This window comes from Nitrosomonas sp. Nm84, assembly GCF_003201565.1.
Taxonomy (GTDB): Bacteria; Pseudomonadota; Gammaproteobacteria; order Burkholderiales; family Nitrosomonadaceae; genus Nitrosomonas.
Genome location: NZ_QJJP01000001.1, coordinates 95,085 through 112,111, shown reverse-complemented (window position 1 = coordinate 112,111; position 17,027 = coordinate 95,085). Strand labels below are relative to the sequence as shown.

Below are 17,027 nucleotides of genomic sequence, written 5' to 3'. Positions count from 1 at the left end.
CAAGTTTGATTAATCACGGGCAAAAATGCCAATCGTACGATCCATGTTTTCCAGAGCGATACCGGCACCGCGAACCACACAGGTCAGGGGATCATCTGCAACAATCACCGATAAGCCGGTTTCTTCCATCAATAAACGATCAATGTCGCGCAATAATGCACCGCCACCTGTCATCACCATACCTTTGTCAGCGATATCCGCGCCCAATTCCGGTGGGGTATGTTCGAGTGCAGATTTTACGGCACTGACGATACTATTGAGCGGTTCTGTTAATGCTTCCAGAATCTCATTGCTGGAGATGGTGAAGCTGCGCGGAATTCCTTCGGCGAGATTACGGCCTTTCACTTCAATTTCCCGTACTTCAGAACCTGGAAAGGCTGAACCGATTTCTTTTTTTATGATTTCTGCGGTGGGTTCACCAATCAACATGCCATAGTTACGGCGGATATAGTTAATGATCGCTTCGTCGAATTTGTCTCCGCCTACGCGTACGGAATTAGAATAAACAATCCCACCCAACGAGATCACACCGACTTCCGTGGTGCCTCCGCCAATGTCTACGACCATCGAGCCGGTCGGTGATTCAACTGGAAGATCGGCGCCTAGCGCTGCAGCCATGGGTTCTTCGATTAATTCAACCTTGCGGGCGCCAGCACCATAAGCAGCTTCACGAATGGCACGGCGCTCTACTTGTGTGGAGCCGTAAGGTACACAGATGACAATACGTGGATTGGCTGAAAATAAGCGGGGAGGATTTACTTTTCTGATGAACATCTTGAGCATTTGCTCAGTGACGGTGAAATCCGCAATAACCCCATCTTTCATGGGGCGGATAGCGGTGATGTTGCCGGGAGTACGACCCAGCATCTGCTTGGCTGCGAGGCCGACTTGCTGAATCATTTTTTTGCCGTTGGCACCGCTTTCTTCGCGGATTGCGACGACAGAAGGTTCATCCAATACAATGCCTTGGCCATGGACATAAATCAGCGTATTGGCCGTGCCCAGATCGATTGCCATATCTGTCGAGAAATAGTTTCCAAGAATGTTGTTGTTCAAAAAATTAAACATAGTGGCAAAATCCGTTATTAATATTTATGATCTATGACGAGAGAATGAATAAAAAAATAAAACCATCAAAAAATAATGCGCCGGTTAAACCGGGCATGATACCCTAATACTTATCTAAATATAAGGTTGCCAATTGACATGACTCTCACAGTGAATGACGTAAAACGTATTGCTGATCTTGCATATATTGAGATTGATGAAGGCGAAGCAAAAGAAACTTTGATCCAGTTATCCGGTATTTTTAACCTGATTGAAACCATGCAAGCGGTGGATACGTCGACTGTAGAGCCGATGTCTCATGCCCAAAGTGTAGTGCAGCGTTTACGTGAAGACGAGGTCACCGAGACCGATCAACGCGAATTATGCCAGTCGATAGCGCCACAAGTGGAAGCAGGCCTCTATTTAGTTCCTCAGGTTATTGAATAGATTAAGAAACTTGTATCGCTCAAAGCAATGGGTCAGAAGAATAGTAATAAAAAAACCACTTAACAATTTAAATCAATCATTGTCGTACGTAGCATTTTATATTTCCTTTATCAGTAAATACCATGTTTAATGCCAGCCTTAAACAGCTCTCCAGTCAACTTGCCGAAAAAAAGATTTCCAGCACTGAGCTGACAACAGAATTCCTCAATCGTATTAAAAAACTTAATCCGGAGTACAACGCGTTTATTACGCTCAATGAAGACATAAGCCTTGCGCAAGCGCAGGCTGCGGACAAGATGCTCGCTTCCGGACAGGCAGGTCCATTGACTGGTATTCCCATTGCCCAGAAAGATATTTTTTGCGCCAAAGGTTGGTTGACCACCTGTGGCTCAAAAATGCTGTCGAACTTTATTTCACCGTATGATGCCGGTGTTATTGAACGTTTCAACCAAGCGGGTACTGTCAATATTGGTAAGACCAATATGGATGAATTCGCCATGGGATCAAGTAATGAAACATCATTTTATGGATTGGTGAAAAACCCGTGGGATGTTGCAGCAGTGCCGGGCGGTAGTTCCGGCGGCGCGGCTTGCGCGGTGGCGGCAAGACTGGCACCTGCGGCGACCGGCACGGATACCGGCGGCTCCATTCGCCAGCCGGCTGCGTTATGTGGTATCTCGGGGATTAAACCGACGTATGGATTGGTATCTCGTTATGGCATGATTGCTTTTGCCTCCAGCTTGGATCAGGGTGGCCCCATGGCCAAATCGGCAGAAGATCTGGCGCTGTTGCTGAATATTATGGTCGGGTTTGATCCGCGCGATTCAACCAGTCTGCAACGAGATGTCGAAGACTATGCGCGCGATCTGCAAAAACCCTTGGCGGGTTTGCGCATCGGTTTGCCTAAAGAATATTTCGCAGAAGGCATGAGCAAGGATGTCGAAAGCGCAATAGAGAAAGCACTGGATGAATATCGCAAGCTGGGTGCGGAAATGGTTGAGATTTCGCTGCCGAATGCAGCACTATCGATTCCTGTTTATTATGTTTTGGCGCCTGCTGAAGCATCGAGTAATCTATCCCGCTTTGATGGCGTGCGCTATGGCCATCGTGCCCCATCATACAGCGATCTTGGTGATATGTATCGTAAGACGCGCGCGCAAGGGTTCGGTGCGGAAGTGAAACGGCGCATTCTGATCGGTACGTATGTTTTGTCGCATGGCTATTACGATGCGTATTATATTAAAGCACAAAAACTGCGTCGTCTGATTGCGCAGGATTTTACCGAAGCTTACCAGCAGTGCAATATCATCATGGGTCCCACGACGCCCACGGTTGCTTTTAATCTGGGCGAGAAAAGCGGCGATCCGATTCAGATGTATTTGTCGGATATCTATACCAGCGCAGCCAATCTGACTGGATTGCCGGCGATGTCGATCCCGGTTGGTTTTGGTGATAAGAATCGGCCGGTCGGTTTGCATATCATTGGCAATTATTTTATGGAGGCGCAGATGTTGAACGCCGCGCACCAATATCAGCAGATAACCGACTGGCATCTGCAATCGCCTGTTTAATCGAATCGTTTATTCATGAAACTATCCATTTAGTCGGGAAACACATCATGCAGTGGGAAATTGTCATCGGTCTTGAAGTACATTCTCAGCTTTCAACGCGATCTAAAATATTCTCAGGTGCTTCCACCGCTTATGGTGCGCCGCCGAATACCCAAGCATGTGTGATCGATCTGGCGCTGCCGGGGGTTCTGCCGGTGCTCAATAAGGGAGCGGTTGAACGAGCGGTTAAACTGGGTTTGTCTGTGGGCGCAAAAATCAACTCGCCGTCCATTTTTGCCCGCAAAAATTACTTCTACCCCGATTTGCCCAAAGGTTACCAAATCAGTCAATACGAATTACCGGTGGTACAGGGTGGCAGCATCCAGATTCAGGTGAATGGTGTCGAAAAGAACATTCGTCTGACGCGCGCTCATCTGGAAGAAGATGCTGGCAAGTCGTTGCACGAGGATTTTCATGGCATGAGCGGTATTGATCTGAATCGAGCCGGCACACCGTTATTGGAAATCGTCTCCGAGCCGGACATGCGCAGTAGCGCAGAAGCAGTCGCGTATGCGAAAACACTGCATGCACTGGTGCGCTGGATCGGTATTTGCGACGGCAACATGCAGGAAGGCTCGTTTCGCTGCGATGCTAATGTATCGGTGCGTCCACGCGACACGGAAAAACTCGGTACACGTTGTGAAATCAAGAACCTGAATTCATTTCGTTTTCTTGAAAAAGCCATTGATTTTGAGGCAAGAAGGCAGATCGAAATTCTTGAAGACGGTGGCACAATTCGGCAGGAAACCCGTTTGTATGATGCTAACAAAGACGAAACACGTACCATGCGCACCAAGGAAGATGCCAATGATTACCGCTATTTCCCCGATCCGGATTTGCTGCCGCTGGAAATCCCGCAACACTGGATTGACCAGATCAAGCAAACCATGCCGGAATTACCACAAGTGCGCCGTGATCGTTATGTGTCCAAGTTTGCACTATCCGCCTACGATGCTTCCGCACTGACAAGTTCACGTGAAACGGCCGATTATTTTGAAGCAACGGTTACGCAATTACCCGCGCAAGCCAAATTGTGCGCCAATTGGATTATGGGCGAGATCAGCGGGCAATTGAACAAGGAAGGCATTGAAATCGCCGCTTGCCCGATCAGCCCTGAGCAACTTGCTGTATTGCTGATGCGCATCAGTGACGGCACTATTTCCGGCAAAGCCGCCAAGACGGTATTTGAGAGCATGTGGAGCGGCGAATTGGATAAAAATGTCGACGCTATCATTGCAGCCAAGGGATTGAAGCAAATTTCCGACGATAACGCCATCGAGCAGTTAGTCGATCAGGTATTGGCTGCCAATGCACAGCAAGTCGCTGACTATCGCAATGGTAAGGAAAAAGCCTTCAATTCACTGATCGGCCAGATCATGAAAGCTACCCAGGGCAAAGCGAATCCGGCACAGGTGAATGCCATGCTGAAGAAAAAACTGGCTGAATAAGTCTATGTCTAACGAACTGCTGCTTGCTTGGCGGATTGACACAGTAGTATTTACAACATCGATTCTTGCGCTTAATCAATAAGTGAAATTAATGGATAAGTTATATTTCACTTGCTGTCTCAGTTCTTATCGATTTCTCTAAATGATGCCTTGATAAGTGGTAATTGTCACTTAACGAGGAAATGTTCCGGGCGAAAATTATCAATGTTCACAATGGTTCGATTGTAGCATAATTCATGAGGCAACTTATTTCTTGCCCGACTTTCCTGAGATATGTTGTCGCAATGATAATTAGTGCTAGTAAAGTCTATCTTTTCATTACTTAACGATCTGGAGTCGCTTTATAAAATAGACATCCTGATAGATGGTAATTAACAACTAGATGATAGGGCGCACTAAAATACGCGTACTGGTGGCAGAAAGCTTTGAGCTTGTCCGCATTGGCTTACGTTCGTTATTTCAAAATCATGCTGCGATCAGTCTGGTTGCGGAAACCAGCCATATAGAAGATTTATTTTACTTGGCGGTACAACATAAGCCGGATGTCATTCTGGTGGATTTGCAGTTGAGCAACGGTAATTATGCCGAACATATCGCCAAATTATTGGACACCTGTCCACGCAGTAGAGTGCTGGCTTTTTCCCAACATGATAGCGAGCATGTCTATTTGCAAACTTATCGTTCCGGGGTAGTGGGTGTCATCAGCAAACATCATTCTTGTAAGTTGCTATTAAAAGCCATATATGCGATTCATGCTGGTCAAGCCTGGTTTGACCGTCACATCGCTCAGCTGACTCGACAGGAGCAGCTTGATCGGAATACGCTCATACAAAGACAAATCGATCTTACTATGCCGCGGCAGCCAAAACTAAGCGATAGTGAGCGTCGCATCGCTTATCTTGCTTGTAAGGGGTTGTCAGCTAAAGAAATAAGTTTACGATTTTTTATTACGGAAAGAACCGTGCGCAATCAGCTATCAACGATTTATAGAAAAATAGGTGTTAAAAAGCAGATCGAACTTTGCTTGAAGGCGCCACGTTATAATTATTTCAAATAATCCCACATATACTACCTCGGGATATTTTGTCGGAAAAATTCGAATAAATAGTTATTCCGAGGGGACAAATGACATCTATTGCTTAGAAAATAGATTTGATAGAATTATTCCTTCATGAAATTAGATAGATAGTAGTAATCAATATCGATAATCCGATGATCTGATCGTGAGGCTTGACAGGCAGTTGAAAAACGTTTTCGAAGTGGTCGATACCAGGCAAAAACAGGTGGTAAGGCGCAGTTTATGCGTAATAAATGAACATGTCAGCCTGTTTTAACACCGTAGCGGCAATACAGATAGTTTCTCAGCGATCTGTAAAAAATAAAAATATGGAGGTGATCTCCCCACATGAAGGATCAAGATAGCGACTCAAGTCCTGCGTCTGAGGCTTTTTAAACCTGGGTAAATTTACAAGCATGGCTGAGCGGTCTGACACAAAAATTCGTGTACTCGTAGCAGAAAGTTTTGAACTCGTGCGCATAGGTTTGCGCGCATTGTTTGAAAATCATGCTTCGGTACGTTTGGTTGCAGAAACCGCTTGTATAGAGGATCTGCTCAATCTGGCTGTGCAGCATAAACCGGACGTGGTACTGGTGGATTTACATCTAAACAACGGCAATTGTACCGATCATATTATCAAGTTATTGAATGCCTGCCCAGACAGTAAGGTATTGGCTCTCTCCCATCAAAATAGTGAGCATACGTACCTGCAAACTTTTCGTGCCGGAGCGGTAGGCATTATCAGTAAGCACCAGTCTTCTGAATTGTTATTGAAAGCGATCCATGCGATTCATGCGGGTCAGGTTTGGTTTGACCGCCATGTCACTAAGTTGCTATGGCAGGCACAGTTCGACGGCAACCCAATGCCTGAAATACAACCCGATGCCAAAGCCACGCATCAATTAAAGCTGAGTGATAGTGAGCGCCAAATTGCCTATCTTGCATGTAAAGGTTTGTCGGCTAAAGAAATCAGCTCGCAATTATTGGTTACTGAGAAAACCGTGCGTAATCAATTATCGATAATCTATAAAAAGATCGGCGTAAAAAAACAGATCGAGCTATGCCTGAAGGCACCTCTGTATGGTTATTTCAAAGATTCCTACATGGTCGGGATATTCTTCCCGGAAGATTCTGAAAAATAAATAGATCTTGAGGACAAATGGCATCTATTTGTTTGAAATTAGCTTTGATAAAATTATTCCCTCGCTAAATGAAATAGATAGCAGTCATCAATTACTGCAATCTACTGATCGAATCGTGAGCCTCAAGAGCATCGTGAGTCTCAAAAGAAAGCACCTTTGATATCCGGATGTGCTTTTTTTTTACACGTTTCTCTTGATGTACATTTTTTTTACATTTATAGGAGGGATGTTAAAAATGTCGTTTCAAATTAATCGACCTTGTTGTGCCACGGAGTTCCTAGAGAATTCCAGTGCCACGCAATGGATGCCCCATAATGCTGTAAGGCAACTGCTGATTATGTTTTTGCTTGTGCTGGCAATGTCTTGTCTATTGATCGGCAAAAGCTTCGCAGCAGAGCATATTATTCAATTGACCGCAGAAGAGACTCAGGATGACGGATTCGGCAACAAGCTGATGGCCTACAAGATGGATAGTCATATGGTAGATGGCGTATCCATTACGGACCGATATAGCAAGGTTGCCACAATTCCAGGACCAACGATTGTGTTGACTGAGGGTGATACGGTCAAGATAACAATTTTAAATGAAATTCCCGGCAATACTACTCATGTCCCAGGAATCAGCAAACAAGTCAGCATACATGTGCATGGCGTTCACTACGACATTCTCAGTGATGGCACGCTCAAAGTGATCAATAATCATCTTGATGAAGGGGCGGGTGCAGGATTGGAGAAGGATCAGTATTTTTCCTTCTATGAGTATAAGTGGAATGTCGCGCCAGGTACTGCGGGCACATGGGCATACCATGATCATAATTTTGAAACGCATAACGGTGCGGAACATAAAGGCCTTTTTGGGGCAATCATCGTAAATCCAATCGGCGCTCCCAGTTATGCCAAAGAGTATGTGCTATACATGGGAGATGATGCTTTCTGGGGTATGGAAATTAATGGTGCTGACAAAAAACAATCAAAACATGGCGCCAATCCTACACTGTCAGCACGGAGCGACAGCAATGTCAGATTTCATTTGATTGCTCTGGGTACTGATATTCACACATTTAAGCTGAATGGTTATCGATGGGTCGATCCAGGCACAAATAATCTTATTAATCAGGTTGCTATTGGTCCGCTTGAAAAGCATGTATTTGTAGTCAAGGCGGAACAAAGTTCTTTTTATGTGGATAAAAATTTCTCAAACCAATTGATGGGCATGAGAGGGAAATTTAATGTTCACTAAGCAGGAAAATAGGCACTTAAATGATAAGGATAGCAAAAAATGAATCATAAAAATATTTCTGGCATAACAAGGCCAATAATAACAGTCATATTTTTTGTCATAGCACTGTTAACATCGTCTTTTGCACTGGCCGCTGTGCATAATATTTCACTAACAGCCGAAACACTGCCGAATGGTCAACTGGCATATGCTATGGCCGGCAATGAGGCAGTAATTCCAGGTCCGGCTTTATTTGTAAAAGAAGGCGATAGTATTAATGTAACGCTTACTAACAACACCAGCACGCAAGTGGGATTTAAGGTTCCAGGTCTTCCACTACCAAGCTCAGCCAAAGTTGGACCTGGAAAAACTAAGAGCTATAGTGTAAAAGCCAGCAAGGCAGGTACCTATGTTTATCACGGCAACATTGATGGCAAGGAACAGCTTGGTTTGTTCGGTGCGCTGATAGTCGATAAAGCAACCGGTCCGCTGGATCGTTACGTAGAAGCCAATGGCAATATCGTTCCCGTTACTCAAGCTGATCTGGACAAGCAGTTTGTACTGTTCATGGTGGGTTCAACTTTCTGGGGAACCGAAATTTCCAGCGATGGCACACAAAAGCCGCTCTGGGCCAATCCCAATCCTGGGGCCGTTGAGAACGATATTGTGCGGTTCCACATTCTGGCAATAGGGCCAGGACATACTTTTCACCTGCATGCGCATCGCTGGTTTAAAACTGGAACAAATGAAGTAATTGATACCAAATTGTTAGCAGATGGTTCAGATACCCATTCATTTACAGTCAAAGCCGGGTCTGGGGTCGGTGACGGAGATTGGCAATACCACTGCCACTTGATTGCCCATATGGAAGCGGGCATGCATGGCAGCTTCAAGGTTTATCCTGAAGGCGGCGATGGCGCCAGTATCGTAGGCGCATCTCCATATGGCAATATTTTACTGGGTGATCAGTCAAGAGGACCGGGCTTAGTAACATTTGAGGTTACCGATGAACCTGCCAGCTGGTTTAGAAGTGCACGCGGTGACGCCATTGTTAAGCTCAGTGATCCGGGTGCTACAGGTTCTCCTCTTCAAGGCGCCGATATCAAAACCAAATCCCTGGAAGTGATTTATCCAGGTAGCAGCGTCAATTTTGTCATGTCCGAAACCAATGGCGTACATACTATAAGTTCGTTGTTATGGCCTAGCGGCGCGCATCATATGCCTTTCAATCAAACCGATGCTTACCGGGGAGGCGGGATTGTCAAGCTTGATACACCGGGATTATATGTCTTTACCTGTAAAGTGCATCCCTTCATGTTCGCTGCGGTGATTGTGGATGATCCCTCCACCGAAGGTTTGGATTTAGGGAATCCGCAATCCAATTACACAATTGATCTTGCAACAGGAATAAAAAGCTTGCCAACTAGCAGTGATCTGGCAGTTCGTTTGCTGAAAACATTTTTTATCACCACCGCAACGGCAAACTGGCGAGACTACAGCACGGGACTTTGGAATGTCAGTTATCCAACACTTCCTGTGAGAATCTCCGGAGAACCTTTTGGTAAGATTGCAGACGGTGGCGTGGGATTTGCGCTTCCTCTATCCGCGCTTAATGTAAAAAATGAGCCGCTTTCAGTTGGCAATGCTCCGGCAACCCGAGGTGTAGGCGAAGTATGGGTTAATACTCAATTTGAAAAAACCGCGAGTAAATTCAAGCCGGGAACCAGCACTGTAGTTGATACGGCAACTTGGACTGTTAAACGTAAAGTTGCGTTGCCGCAGATTAACAACAATAATCCGCACAACATGTGGACTAATCGTGATCAATCAATTATTTTTCAAACGCAATGGTTTGATAATAAATTCTCGATGATTAATCGCGAGACTGGGGAGTTAATCAAGAATATCCAAGTGGGATATTCGCCTTCTCACGTGGTGACATTACCGACTACCGATGATATTACCATCGCAATTAATGGCGAGAATGGCATATACATGATTCCCGCAGGAACGACCAAGGTTGAGAAAATGCTGCCGACGCAAGCACAGGGTCACGTTTCTGCTAATCCACATGGTCACTGGATCAGCGCCGATGGCTCAAAAATCGTAACGCCAAATATCGGTACTCATGACGTCGGTGTATACGCTGTCGATAATGGTACTATTCAGGCCAGGACACCTACTGGAGGCACTGCGCCAGGTGCGCATCCGATAGCAATCGGTATGATGCCGGATTCAAGCAAAATTTATGCAACCAATCTGCTGCATCATTCATTGAGTGTGCTTAATGGTAATACAGGCGCACTGATAAAAACTGTCAGTCTCATTGCAGACTATAACCCTCTCGACGGGACGTTTGCAGACAACGATGGAAATGGCAAGTTAGCAGTTGGTGTATTGCCGATTCAAGCGCCGGTTTCTCCGGATGGTAAAGCAGTGGTAATTGCTTCAATGGATGGACAAATTGTTATCATTGACACCGCAACAGATACCATTGTTACATCATTGGATTGCGATCCAGGTTGTCACGGCGCTAACTTTGGTGCAAAAGAGGGTGGAGGCTATTATGCCTATGTTACATCCAAGTTCGGGAACAGATTGGCTGTCGTCGATGTGGATCCGAATGGGGATGGTGATTTAAAAGATGCGGTTATTGCCGGCCATGTTTCTCTGGTTGATGGTGCAGGTACTGCTAAAGATGATACCGTTACCGGGTTGCCGGGATTTGGCGGTCAAGGAGTTCTGGCTGTTCCGAATGTTTATAACGGCTGGGTACAAAATCTTCCTGCAGTTTGGAAAGAAGGTCTGACTCCTGAACAGCAGAATCCAAAAACCCACCACTAACCGTTGTAGAATAGAAGTACTTTTAAGCACGGCTACTAAGTTATACTGGTAGCCGTTTTTATTTATGGATTAAGATACTTATTAGCAAGGACGGAGTTAAAATATTGTTCAATATTGATTGCTATCACCTGAATTTCATGGATCAGTGGTAGCGAAAAATCTTGATTGCCAATGTTTACTGAAACATAAAGTAAAGATTATTCTGTTAGTATTCATTTGGAGCTTAGTATAGGAAATATGTGTTGCTATTTTTGATGACATACTAGAAATCCAGCATGCCGTTTGTCATTGAGTCGGCCAAAATGAATTGACGATAAAATAACAATCGCAAGTGCTTTGCTATACTGATGCTGGAAAGCTGCCGTGAATCGACTCAACATGCTGTGTAGAAAAAATTATTGGATTTTTGCTAGAGATCCTTTACAAAAAACTAAGGAATAATTCCAGAAAATGCATTCGAATATTCATCCCATTATTTTGTCTGGTGGAAGTGGTACCCGATTATGGCCACTGTCGCGCGCCAATTATCCGAAACAGCTGCTGCCGCTCGTTAGTAAAGAAACAATGTTGCAAGCTACGCTGATTCGGGCAAATACTCTATTGAGTGTGCAGGCCCCCATTATTGTATGTAATTCTGAACATCGCTTTCTTATCCAAGAACAATGTGAAGCCATCAACATTAAACCTGAAGCAATCTATCTTGAATCAGCCGGTCGCAATACCGCCCCGGCGATTGCACTCGCGGCATTTCATCTTGCCCAGACCGATGAAGACGCCATCATGCTCGTGCTACCGGCAGATCATGTCATTGATGATGAGGTTGCTTTTTCGCAAGCTGTGAAAACCGCAGCAATTGCTGCTCGTGAAGACTATCTGGTTACTTTTGGTGTGATGCCTGATGCACCAGAGACTGGCTATGGTTATATTAAAATGGGTAAAGCCATCACATTTGCCAAAGCGACATCACTGGCAGCCTATCAAGTGCAATCTTTTTACGAAAAACCCAATCTGGAAACCGCTCAAGCTTATTTGCAGGAAGGTGGTTATACCTGGAATAGCGGTATGTTCGTTTTCACCGCCAAGTGTTATCTGGAAGAGCTACAACGACACAAACCGAATATCTTTGCTGCTGCTCAGGAAGCCTGGTTAAAAAGAATCGTAGACTTGAGTTTTATTCGTCCCGATAAGGATGCTTTCATGGCTTGCCCATCAGATTCCATTGATTATGCCATTATGCAGGTGACGGACCGTGCGGTCGTCGTGCCTGCGCAATTTGGCTGGAGTGATGTGGGATCGTGGGATTCTCTTTGGCAGATTTCTCCCAAGGATACGAACGATAATTTTACCAGCGGAGATACGTTTGTCATGGACACGAAGAGAAGTTACATTCGCGCGGAGAATCGCTTGGTTTCCGTGATCGGTCTCGATGATGTCATTGTAGTAGAAACAGCCGATGCCGTGCTGGTGATGCATAAGAGTAAAACTCAGGAACTCAAGACCGCGATACAACATCTCGGGTCCAATGGTCGCAAGGAGCATCTCGAACATCTGCGTATTCACCGTCCTTGGGGTTGGTATGAAGGTATCGACAAAGGAGAGCGTTTTCAGGTCAAGCGTATCATGGTAAAACCGGGAGAAAAACTGTCATTGCAGATGCATCATCATCGGGCGGAACATTGGGTGGTCGTCAGTGGTACTGCCAAAGTGATCGTGGAAGATAAAGAAATGTTGTTTACAGAAAATCAATCGACTTATATTCCATTGGGGAAGCTCCACCGTCTCGAGAATCCCGGGAAAATCCCGCTGCATTTAATCGAAGTGCAATCGGGGGCGTATCTGGGCGAAGACGATATCGTGAGATTCGAGGATTCTTACGGACGCACCTTATGACGTGGCAGCGTATGTCTACGCATCAACCACCTCAAAACCTGCGTCGATGATCGCTTCTTTGAGTAGATCAATGTTTGTACTCGCTTGATCGTACTGCACGGCCGCTTGCGGAGGATTGAGAGAAGCATCGACTTGGATTACACCGGTCGCGTTCTTGAGGGCGTTTTTGACGCTGTTGACACAACCCATACAGGTCATACCTTTGATTTTAATGGTGGTTGTTAGCATTGCTGTCATTGCTTCCTTTATATGATTATTTAGTGATTTGCCCGCCAGCGTTTCAATAATAGCGAATTGCTGACGACCGATACCGAACTCATCGCCATGGCAGCACCGGCAATGACTGGACTTAGCATGCCCATGGCCGCCAATGGAATACCCAAGGTATTATAGACAAAAGCAAAGAATAGATTCTGGCGGATTTTTCTGAGTGTGGCACGCGATAGGGAAATGGCATCGGCAACACTCATCAGATCACTGCGGATCAACGTAATATCAGCGGCTTCAATGGCAATATCCGAACCGGCGCCAATGGCAAAGCTGACATCTGCGGCCGCCAGGGCTGGCGCATCGTTAATGCCATCGCCAACCATGGCAGTGAATTTACCGACGGCTTTCAGCTTCATGACTTCAGCAGCTTTATCTTGCGGCAGGACTTCGGCGCGATATTGCGTGATGCCTGTCTGCTTTGCAATCGCTGCAGCAGTCACGGCATTATCACCAGTTAGCATGACGATTTCAATACCCATCGATTGCAAACGTTCAATGGCTTTGAGAGAAGTATCCCGCAGGCGGTCGGCAATCGCCAGATAACCAAGTATTGAGCGAGCATTATCCGAAATGGAGGCAACACCGATAACGGTTTTTCCTTCTGCTTGCAAGGCGCTTATTTGCTTTTCATCCACAACGATACTTTGCTGAATTAAAAATTTGGGTGAACCCAGCAGATAGTGCGTGCCATTCATGTGGGCTGTAATGCCACTACCGGTGATGGCAGAGAAATCATGAATGGGTTGAAGTGACAGTTTCATTTTCTGCGCACTATCCAGAACTGCTCGGGCCAGTGGATGCTCGGATCCTTGTTCCAGGGAAGCTGCGATTCGTAGTAAATCCTGTGTACTCATGGATTCAATGGGAACAATGTCGGTGACTTCCGGTTTACCTTCGGTGAGCGTGCCGGTTTTGTCGACAATGACAGTTTGAATTTTCTCGGCGTGTTCCAGTGCCGCTGCGTTCCTGACCAGCACGCCAACCTGTGCGCCGCGTCCGGTACCGACCATGATGGCGGTCGGTGTGGCCAGCCCCAATGCGCAAGGGCAGGCGATAACCAGAACCGCAACGGCATTGATAAGTGCAGCAACAAAGTCACTGGTAAGCCACCAGGTGATTGCCAATGTCAGAATGCTGATCGCTACAACGATGGGGACAAAAATACCTGAAATAGTGTCTGCCATGCGTTGAATCGGTGCCTTGGAGCCTTGCGCCTCTTCGACCAAGCGGATAATGGCGGCCAATTGGGTCTGTGCGCCGACACTGGTTGCACGGCATTTGAGCAACCCTTGCTGGTTCAACGTGGCGGCGAATACTTTTGCGCTGGCTTGCTTGCTGACCGGTAAGCTTTCACCGGTCAACATCGATTCATTCACACTGGATGTACCTTCAACAACGACACCATCGACTGGCAAATTCTCGCCTGGGCGCACGATGAAAATATCACCGACTTGCAGACTGCTGGCTGGCACTTCGATGATTTCTCCTTCGCGCTCGATGCGGGCTGTTTTAGGTTGTAGTCGGATCAGCGCTTCGATGGCCTCAGAAGTTTTTCCCTTGGCGCGCGCTTCCATTAGTTTACCCAGCAGAACCAAGGTGATGATAGCCGCACTGGCTTCAAAATAGACATGCTGATCCAGTGCGAATGCGGTAACCACGGCACTGAAGAAATAAGCCATGCTGGTACCTAACGCCACCAGTACATCCATATTTGCTCCACCGCTACGCAGAGCATGCCAGCCCCCGATATAGAAGCGCCGGCCAATCCAGAATTGCACCGGGGTTGCCAATAGCCATTGCAACCACCGTGGCAGCATGTCCATATCATGACCGGCAAACATGGCGCCCATTTGCAACACCAGCGGCAAGGTGAGGGCGGATGAAATCCAGAAAAGGCGTAATTCGGTCTGATAAGCTGCCAGGCGTCGCGCTTTTTCCTCCGCATGGTTGGATTCGTTGATTTCACTGGCGCCATAGCCTGCATTGATCACCGCTTCGATTAACTGGTCGACTGTTGTCAAACCCGGTATGAAATTAACTTTAGCCGTTTCGGTCGCTACATTCACGGTGGCTGTGACACCGGGCAATTTATTCAGCGCTTTCTCAATATGTCCGGCGCAGGCCGCACACGTCATTTTGTGTAATTGCAGCTGTACCGAACGTGGCGCAATATGAAAACCGGCTTTTTCGATGGCGCCGATCAGCGTGTCAGTTCTAACCTGACTGGCATCATAATTGACATGAGCCTTTTCATTGGCGAAGTTGACGTTAGCCTGAACACCAGAGAGCTTATTCAGATTCTTTTCGATACGTATTGCGCAGGCAGCACATGTCATACCTTCGATCGGCAATTCGATGTGTTTGAGAGATGATGTATTCATAGAATGTTCCTCAATCCATGCGGTATCTGCAAATGCTTTGCCGTAGTTGGCAGATAAGCGCTGAATTCCAATGTTTACTGACGATCCAGCACCAATACGCCATCGATTAACTGGATTCTATCGCCTTGTTGAAGATTGGATGCATCGGGAAGTGCAATAATTGCCTGACTACCATCGCTCATGGTGATGCCGACCTGATACGGATTACCCGGCTGGCCTGGATGATTCATATTCCCACCATAACCACCGGAGATGCTGCCCATCGTGTTTGGGTGAATAATGCCCTGCGAGTGCGGCGTTTGGCGAATAACTTCTCGCGCGACCGTTCCGGCCACAACACCGCCTGCTATGGCATTTAAACCAGGGCCTTGCCCAAGTTTATTGACGAAATCGATAATGCCGCAGTTGGTGCACCCTGATGTAGGCGGCGGCCTGCGTATGGCGCCGGCATCCGTGCTTTTTATACTGATGCTATTGCGAGGAGCGGGAATAGCTGTACCGATACGATGAATTTTTCTGGGCTGTTTGTTTAAATCGGATGGATTTTCCGGTAAAGGCCGAGTAGTCGGTTCTGAAGGTTGCTGATAGTTTTGCGCGGTATCCGACGATTGCGCGAATGCACTATTGGCGGCAAGTATACTAAAAATGCTAATAGCTAAAATCACTGGTTTTGCTGGATCAATAACTGAACGGATATTGAACATCGCTGATTTCCTCGCGCATGAATATTCATTAATGGGGTGCTTGAGTTAGATCTGGAAGGATTGGGTTGGTTTCATTATAGCGATTTCTACTTATTCTTGTTGATTGCCAACACGCATATGATCAATCTGTTTTTGTTGGGGTATCTTTTTGTTCAGGGGAATCTTTCTTGAGATGTGTTGATGGATCGGATTGAGTTCCTTTGTCGCGTTCTTTGGTCATAAAAGTGGCAATGAGTATGCCAAGTTCATACAGAAGACATAAAGGCACTGCCAGCATGAATTGTGAGATGACATCGGGGGGCGTGAAAATGGCTGCAATAACAAATGCGCCGACAATGACGTAAGGGCGTATCTCCTTTAGCTTCTCAATCGTGATGATGCCTGTTCTGACCAAGACGATGACAAATATCGGTACTTCAAAAGTGACACCAAAAGCCATGAACATGGATAAGACAAAGCTTAGATACTTGCCGATGTCGGTCATGACAGCAACACCTTCGGGTGCGAAATAGGTAATGAACTCAAATACCAGCGGCAGCGCCGCAAAGTAGGCAAACGCCATGCCACAGAAAAATAAGAAACTGCTGCCAAAGACTAATGGTAGTGCTAGGCGTTTTTCATGAGAGTAGAGTCCGGGTGCTACAAAAGCCCATATTTGATACAAAGTGTGCGGTAATGTAATGACAAAGGCCATCATCATGGCCACTTTCATCGGTACAAAAAAAGGTGTCGCAACATCTGTAGCGATCATTTGCCCGCCTTGCGGCAGTTTTTCCAGAAGTGGCTGTGCCAGCAGCGTATAGAGCTCACGCGCGTAAAAAGCACAGGGGATAAAACCGAGCATAAGTCCACCTAGTGCACGAATTATTCTGGTACGCAGTTCTACCAGGTGTGATAGGAATGAGCCTTCAAGCATGGCGGTCGTTATGGGAATAATTATATGAAATGAACGTCAATCGTTATTAAGA

Annotated in this window: 13 protein-coding genes; 8 read left to right on the top strand and 5 right to left on the bottom strand. The window is 46.3% G+C overall.

What is annotated here, in order from left to right; translation table 11 throughout:
* Positions 1-9: 9 nt before the first annotated feature.
* Complete coding sequence (locus C8R34_RS00575) at positions 10-1,068, bottom strand: rod shape-determining protein (RefSeq protein ID WP_110336805.1); 1,059 nt, start codon at positions 1,066-1,068, stop codon at positions 10-12.
* Positions 1,069-1,206: 138 nt separating this feature from the next.
* On the opposite strand from C8R34_RS00575, the gene gatC reads away from it, so the two are divergent.
* The 8 genes from gatC to C8R34_RS00535 all read left to right on the top strand — a co-directional run bounded on the left by gatC (position 1,207) and on the right by C8R34_RS00535 (position 12,704).
* On the top strand, positions 1,207-1,494 hold the full coding sequence (gatC, locus tag C8R34_RS00570; RefSeq protein WP_110336803.1) for an Asp-tRNA(Asn)/Glu-tRNA(Gln) amidotransferase subunit GatC: 288 nt from the start codon (positions 1,207-1,209) through the stop codon (positions 1,492-1,494).
* A 122-nt stretch (positions 1,495-1,616) separates the two neighbouring features.
* On the top strand, positions 1,617-3,065 hold the full coding sequence (gatA, locus tag C8R34_RS00565; RefSeq protein ID WP_110336801.1) for an Asp-tRNA(Asn)/Glu-tRNA(Gln) amidotransferase subunit GatA: 1,449 nt from the start codon (positions 1,617-1,619) through the stop codon (positions 3,063-3,065).
* Positions 3,066-3,088: 23 nt separating this feature from the next.
* On the top strand, positions 3,089-4,552 hold the full coding sequence (gene gatB, locus C8R34_RS00560; RefSeq protein ID WP_258364302.1) for an Asp-tRNA(Asn)/Glu-tRNA(Gln) amidotransferase subunit GatB: 1,464 nt from the start codon (positions 3,089-3,091) through the stop codon (positions 4,550-4,552).
* A gap of 382 nt (positions 4,553-4,934) precedes the next feature.
* Positions 4,935-5,609: a response regulator transcription factor gene (locus C8R34_RS00555; RefSeq protein ID WP_110336796.1), complete on the top strand. Its 675-nt coding sequence runs from the start codon at positions 4,935-4,937 to the stop codon at positions 5,607-5,609.
* Positions 5,610-6,025: 416 nt separating this feature from the next.
* A complete protein-coding gene (locus tag C8R34_RS00550; RefSeq protein WP_110336794.1) occupies positions 6,026-6,751 on the top strand; it encodes a response regulator transcription factor in 726 nt (241 codons plus the stop codon).
* A gap of 235 nt (positions 6,752-6,986) precedes the next feature.
* Complete coding sequence (locus C8R34_RS00545; RefSeq protein WP_110336792.1) at positions 6,987-7,991, top strand: multicopper oxidase domain-containing protein; 1,005 nt, start codon at positions 6,987-6,989, stop codon at positions 7,989-7,991.
* A gap of 39 nt (positions 7,992-8,030) precedes the next feature.
* Positions 8,031-10,814 (top strand): multicopper oxidase domain-containing protein, encoded by a 2,784-nt coding sequence (locus C8R34_RS00540; RefSeq protein WP_110336790.1) that lies wholly within the window; start codon positions 8,031-8,033, stop codon positions 10,812-10,814.
* Positions 10,815-11,264: 450 nt separating this feature from the next.
* Positions 11,265-12,704, top strand: a complete 1,440-nt coding sequence (locus C8R34_RS00535) for a mannose-1-phosphate guanylyltransferase/mannose-6-phosphate isomerase (protein WP_110336787.1) — start codon at positions 11,265-11,267, stop codon at positions 12,702-12,704.
* Between the two features lie 15 nt (positions 12,705-12,719).
* On the opposite strand, the gene C8R34_RS00530 is transcribed toward C8R34_RS00535, so the two are convergent.
* The 4 genes from C8R34_RS00530 to tatC form a co-directional block, all read right to left on the bottom strand.
* A complete protein-coding gene (locus tag C8R34_RS00530; RefSeq protein ID WP_258364288.1) occupies positions 12,720-12,941 on the bottom strand; it encodes a heavy-metal-associated domain-containing protein in 222 nt (73 codons plus the stop codon).
* A gap of 20 nt (positions 12,942-12,961) precedes the next feature.
* Entirely contained in the window at positions 12,962-15,355 is a 2,394-nt protein-coding gene (locus C8R34_RS00525) for a heavy metal translocating P-type ATPase (RefSeq protein ID WP_110336785.1), read from the bottom strand.
* Positions 15,356-15,429: 74 nt separating this feature from the next.
* Positions 15,430-16,059: a hypothetical protein gene (locus tag C8R34_RS00520; RefSeq protein WP_110336782.1), complete on the bottom strand. Its 630-nt coding sequence runs from the start codon at positions 16,057-16,059 to the stop codon at positions 15,430-15,432.
* Between the two features lie 121 nt (positions 16,060-16,180).
* Positions 16,181-16,975 (bottom strand): twin-arginine translocase subunit TatC, encoded by a 795-nt coding sequence (gene tatC, locus C8R34_RS00515; RefSeq protein ID WP_110336779.1) that lies wholly within the window; start codon positions 16,973-16,975, stop codon positions 16,181-16,183.
* Between the last annotated feature and the right edge of the window lie 52 nt (positions 16,976-17,027).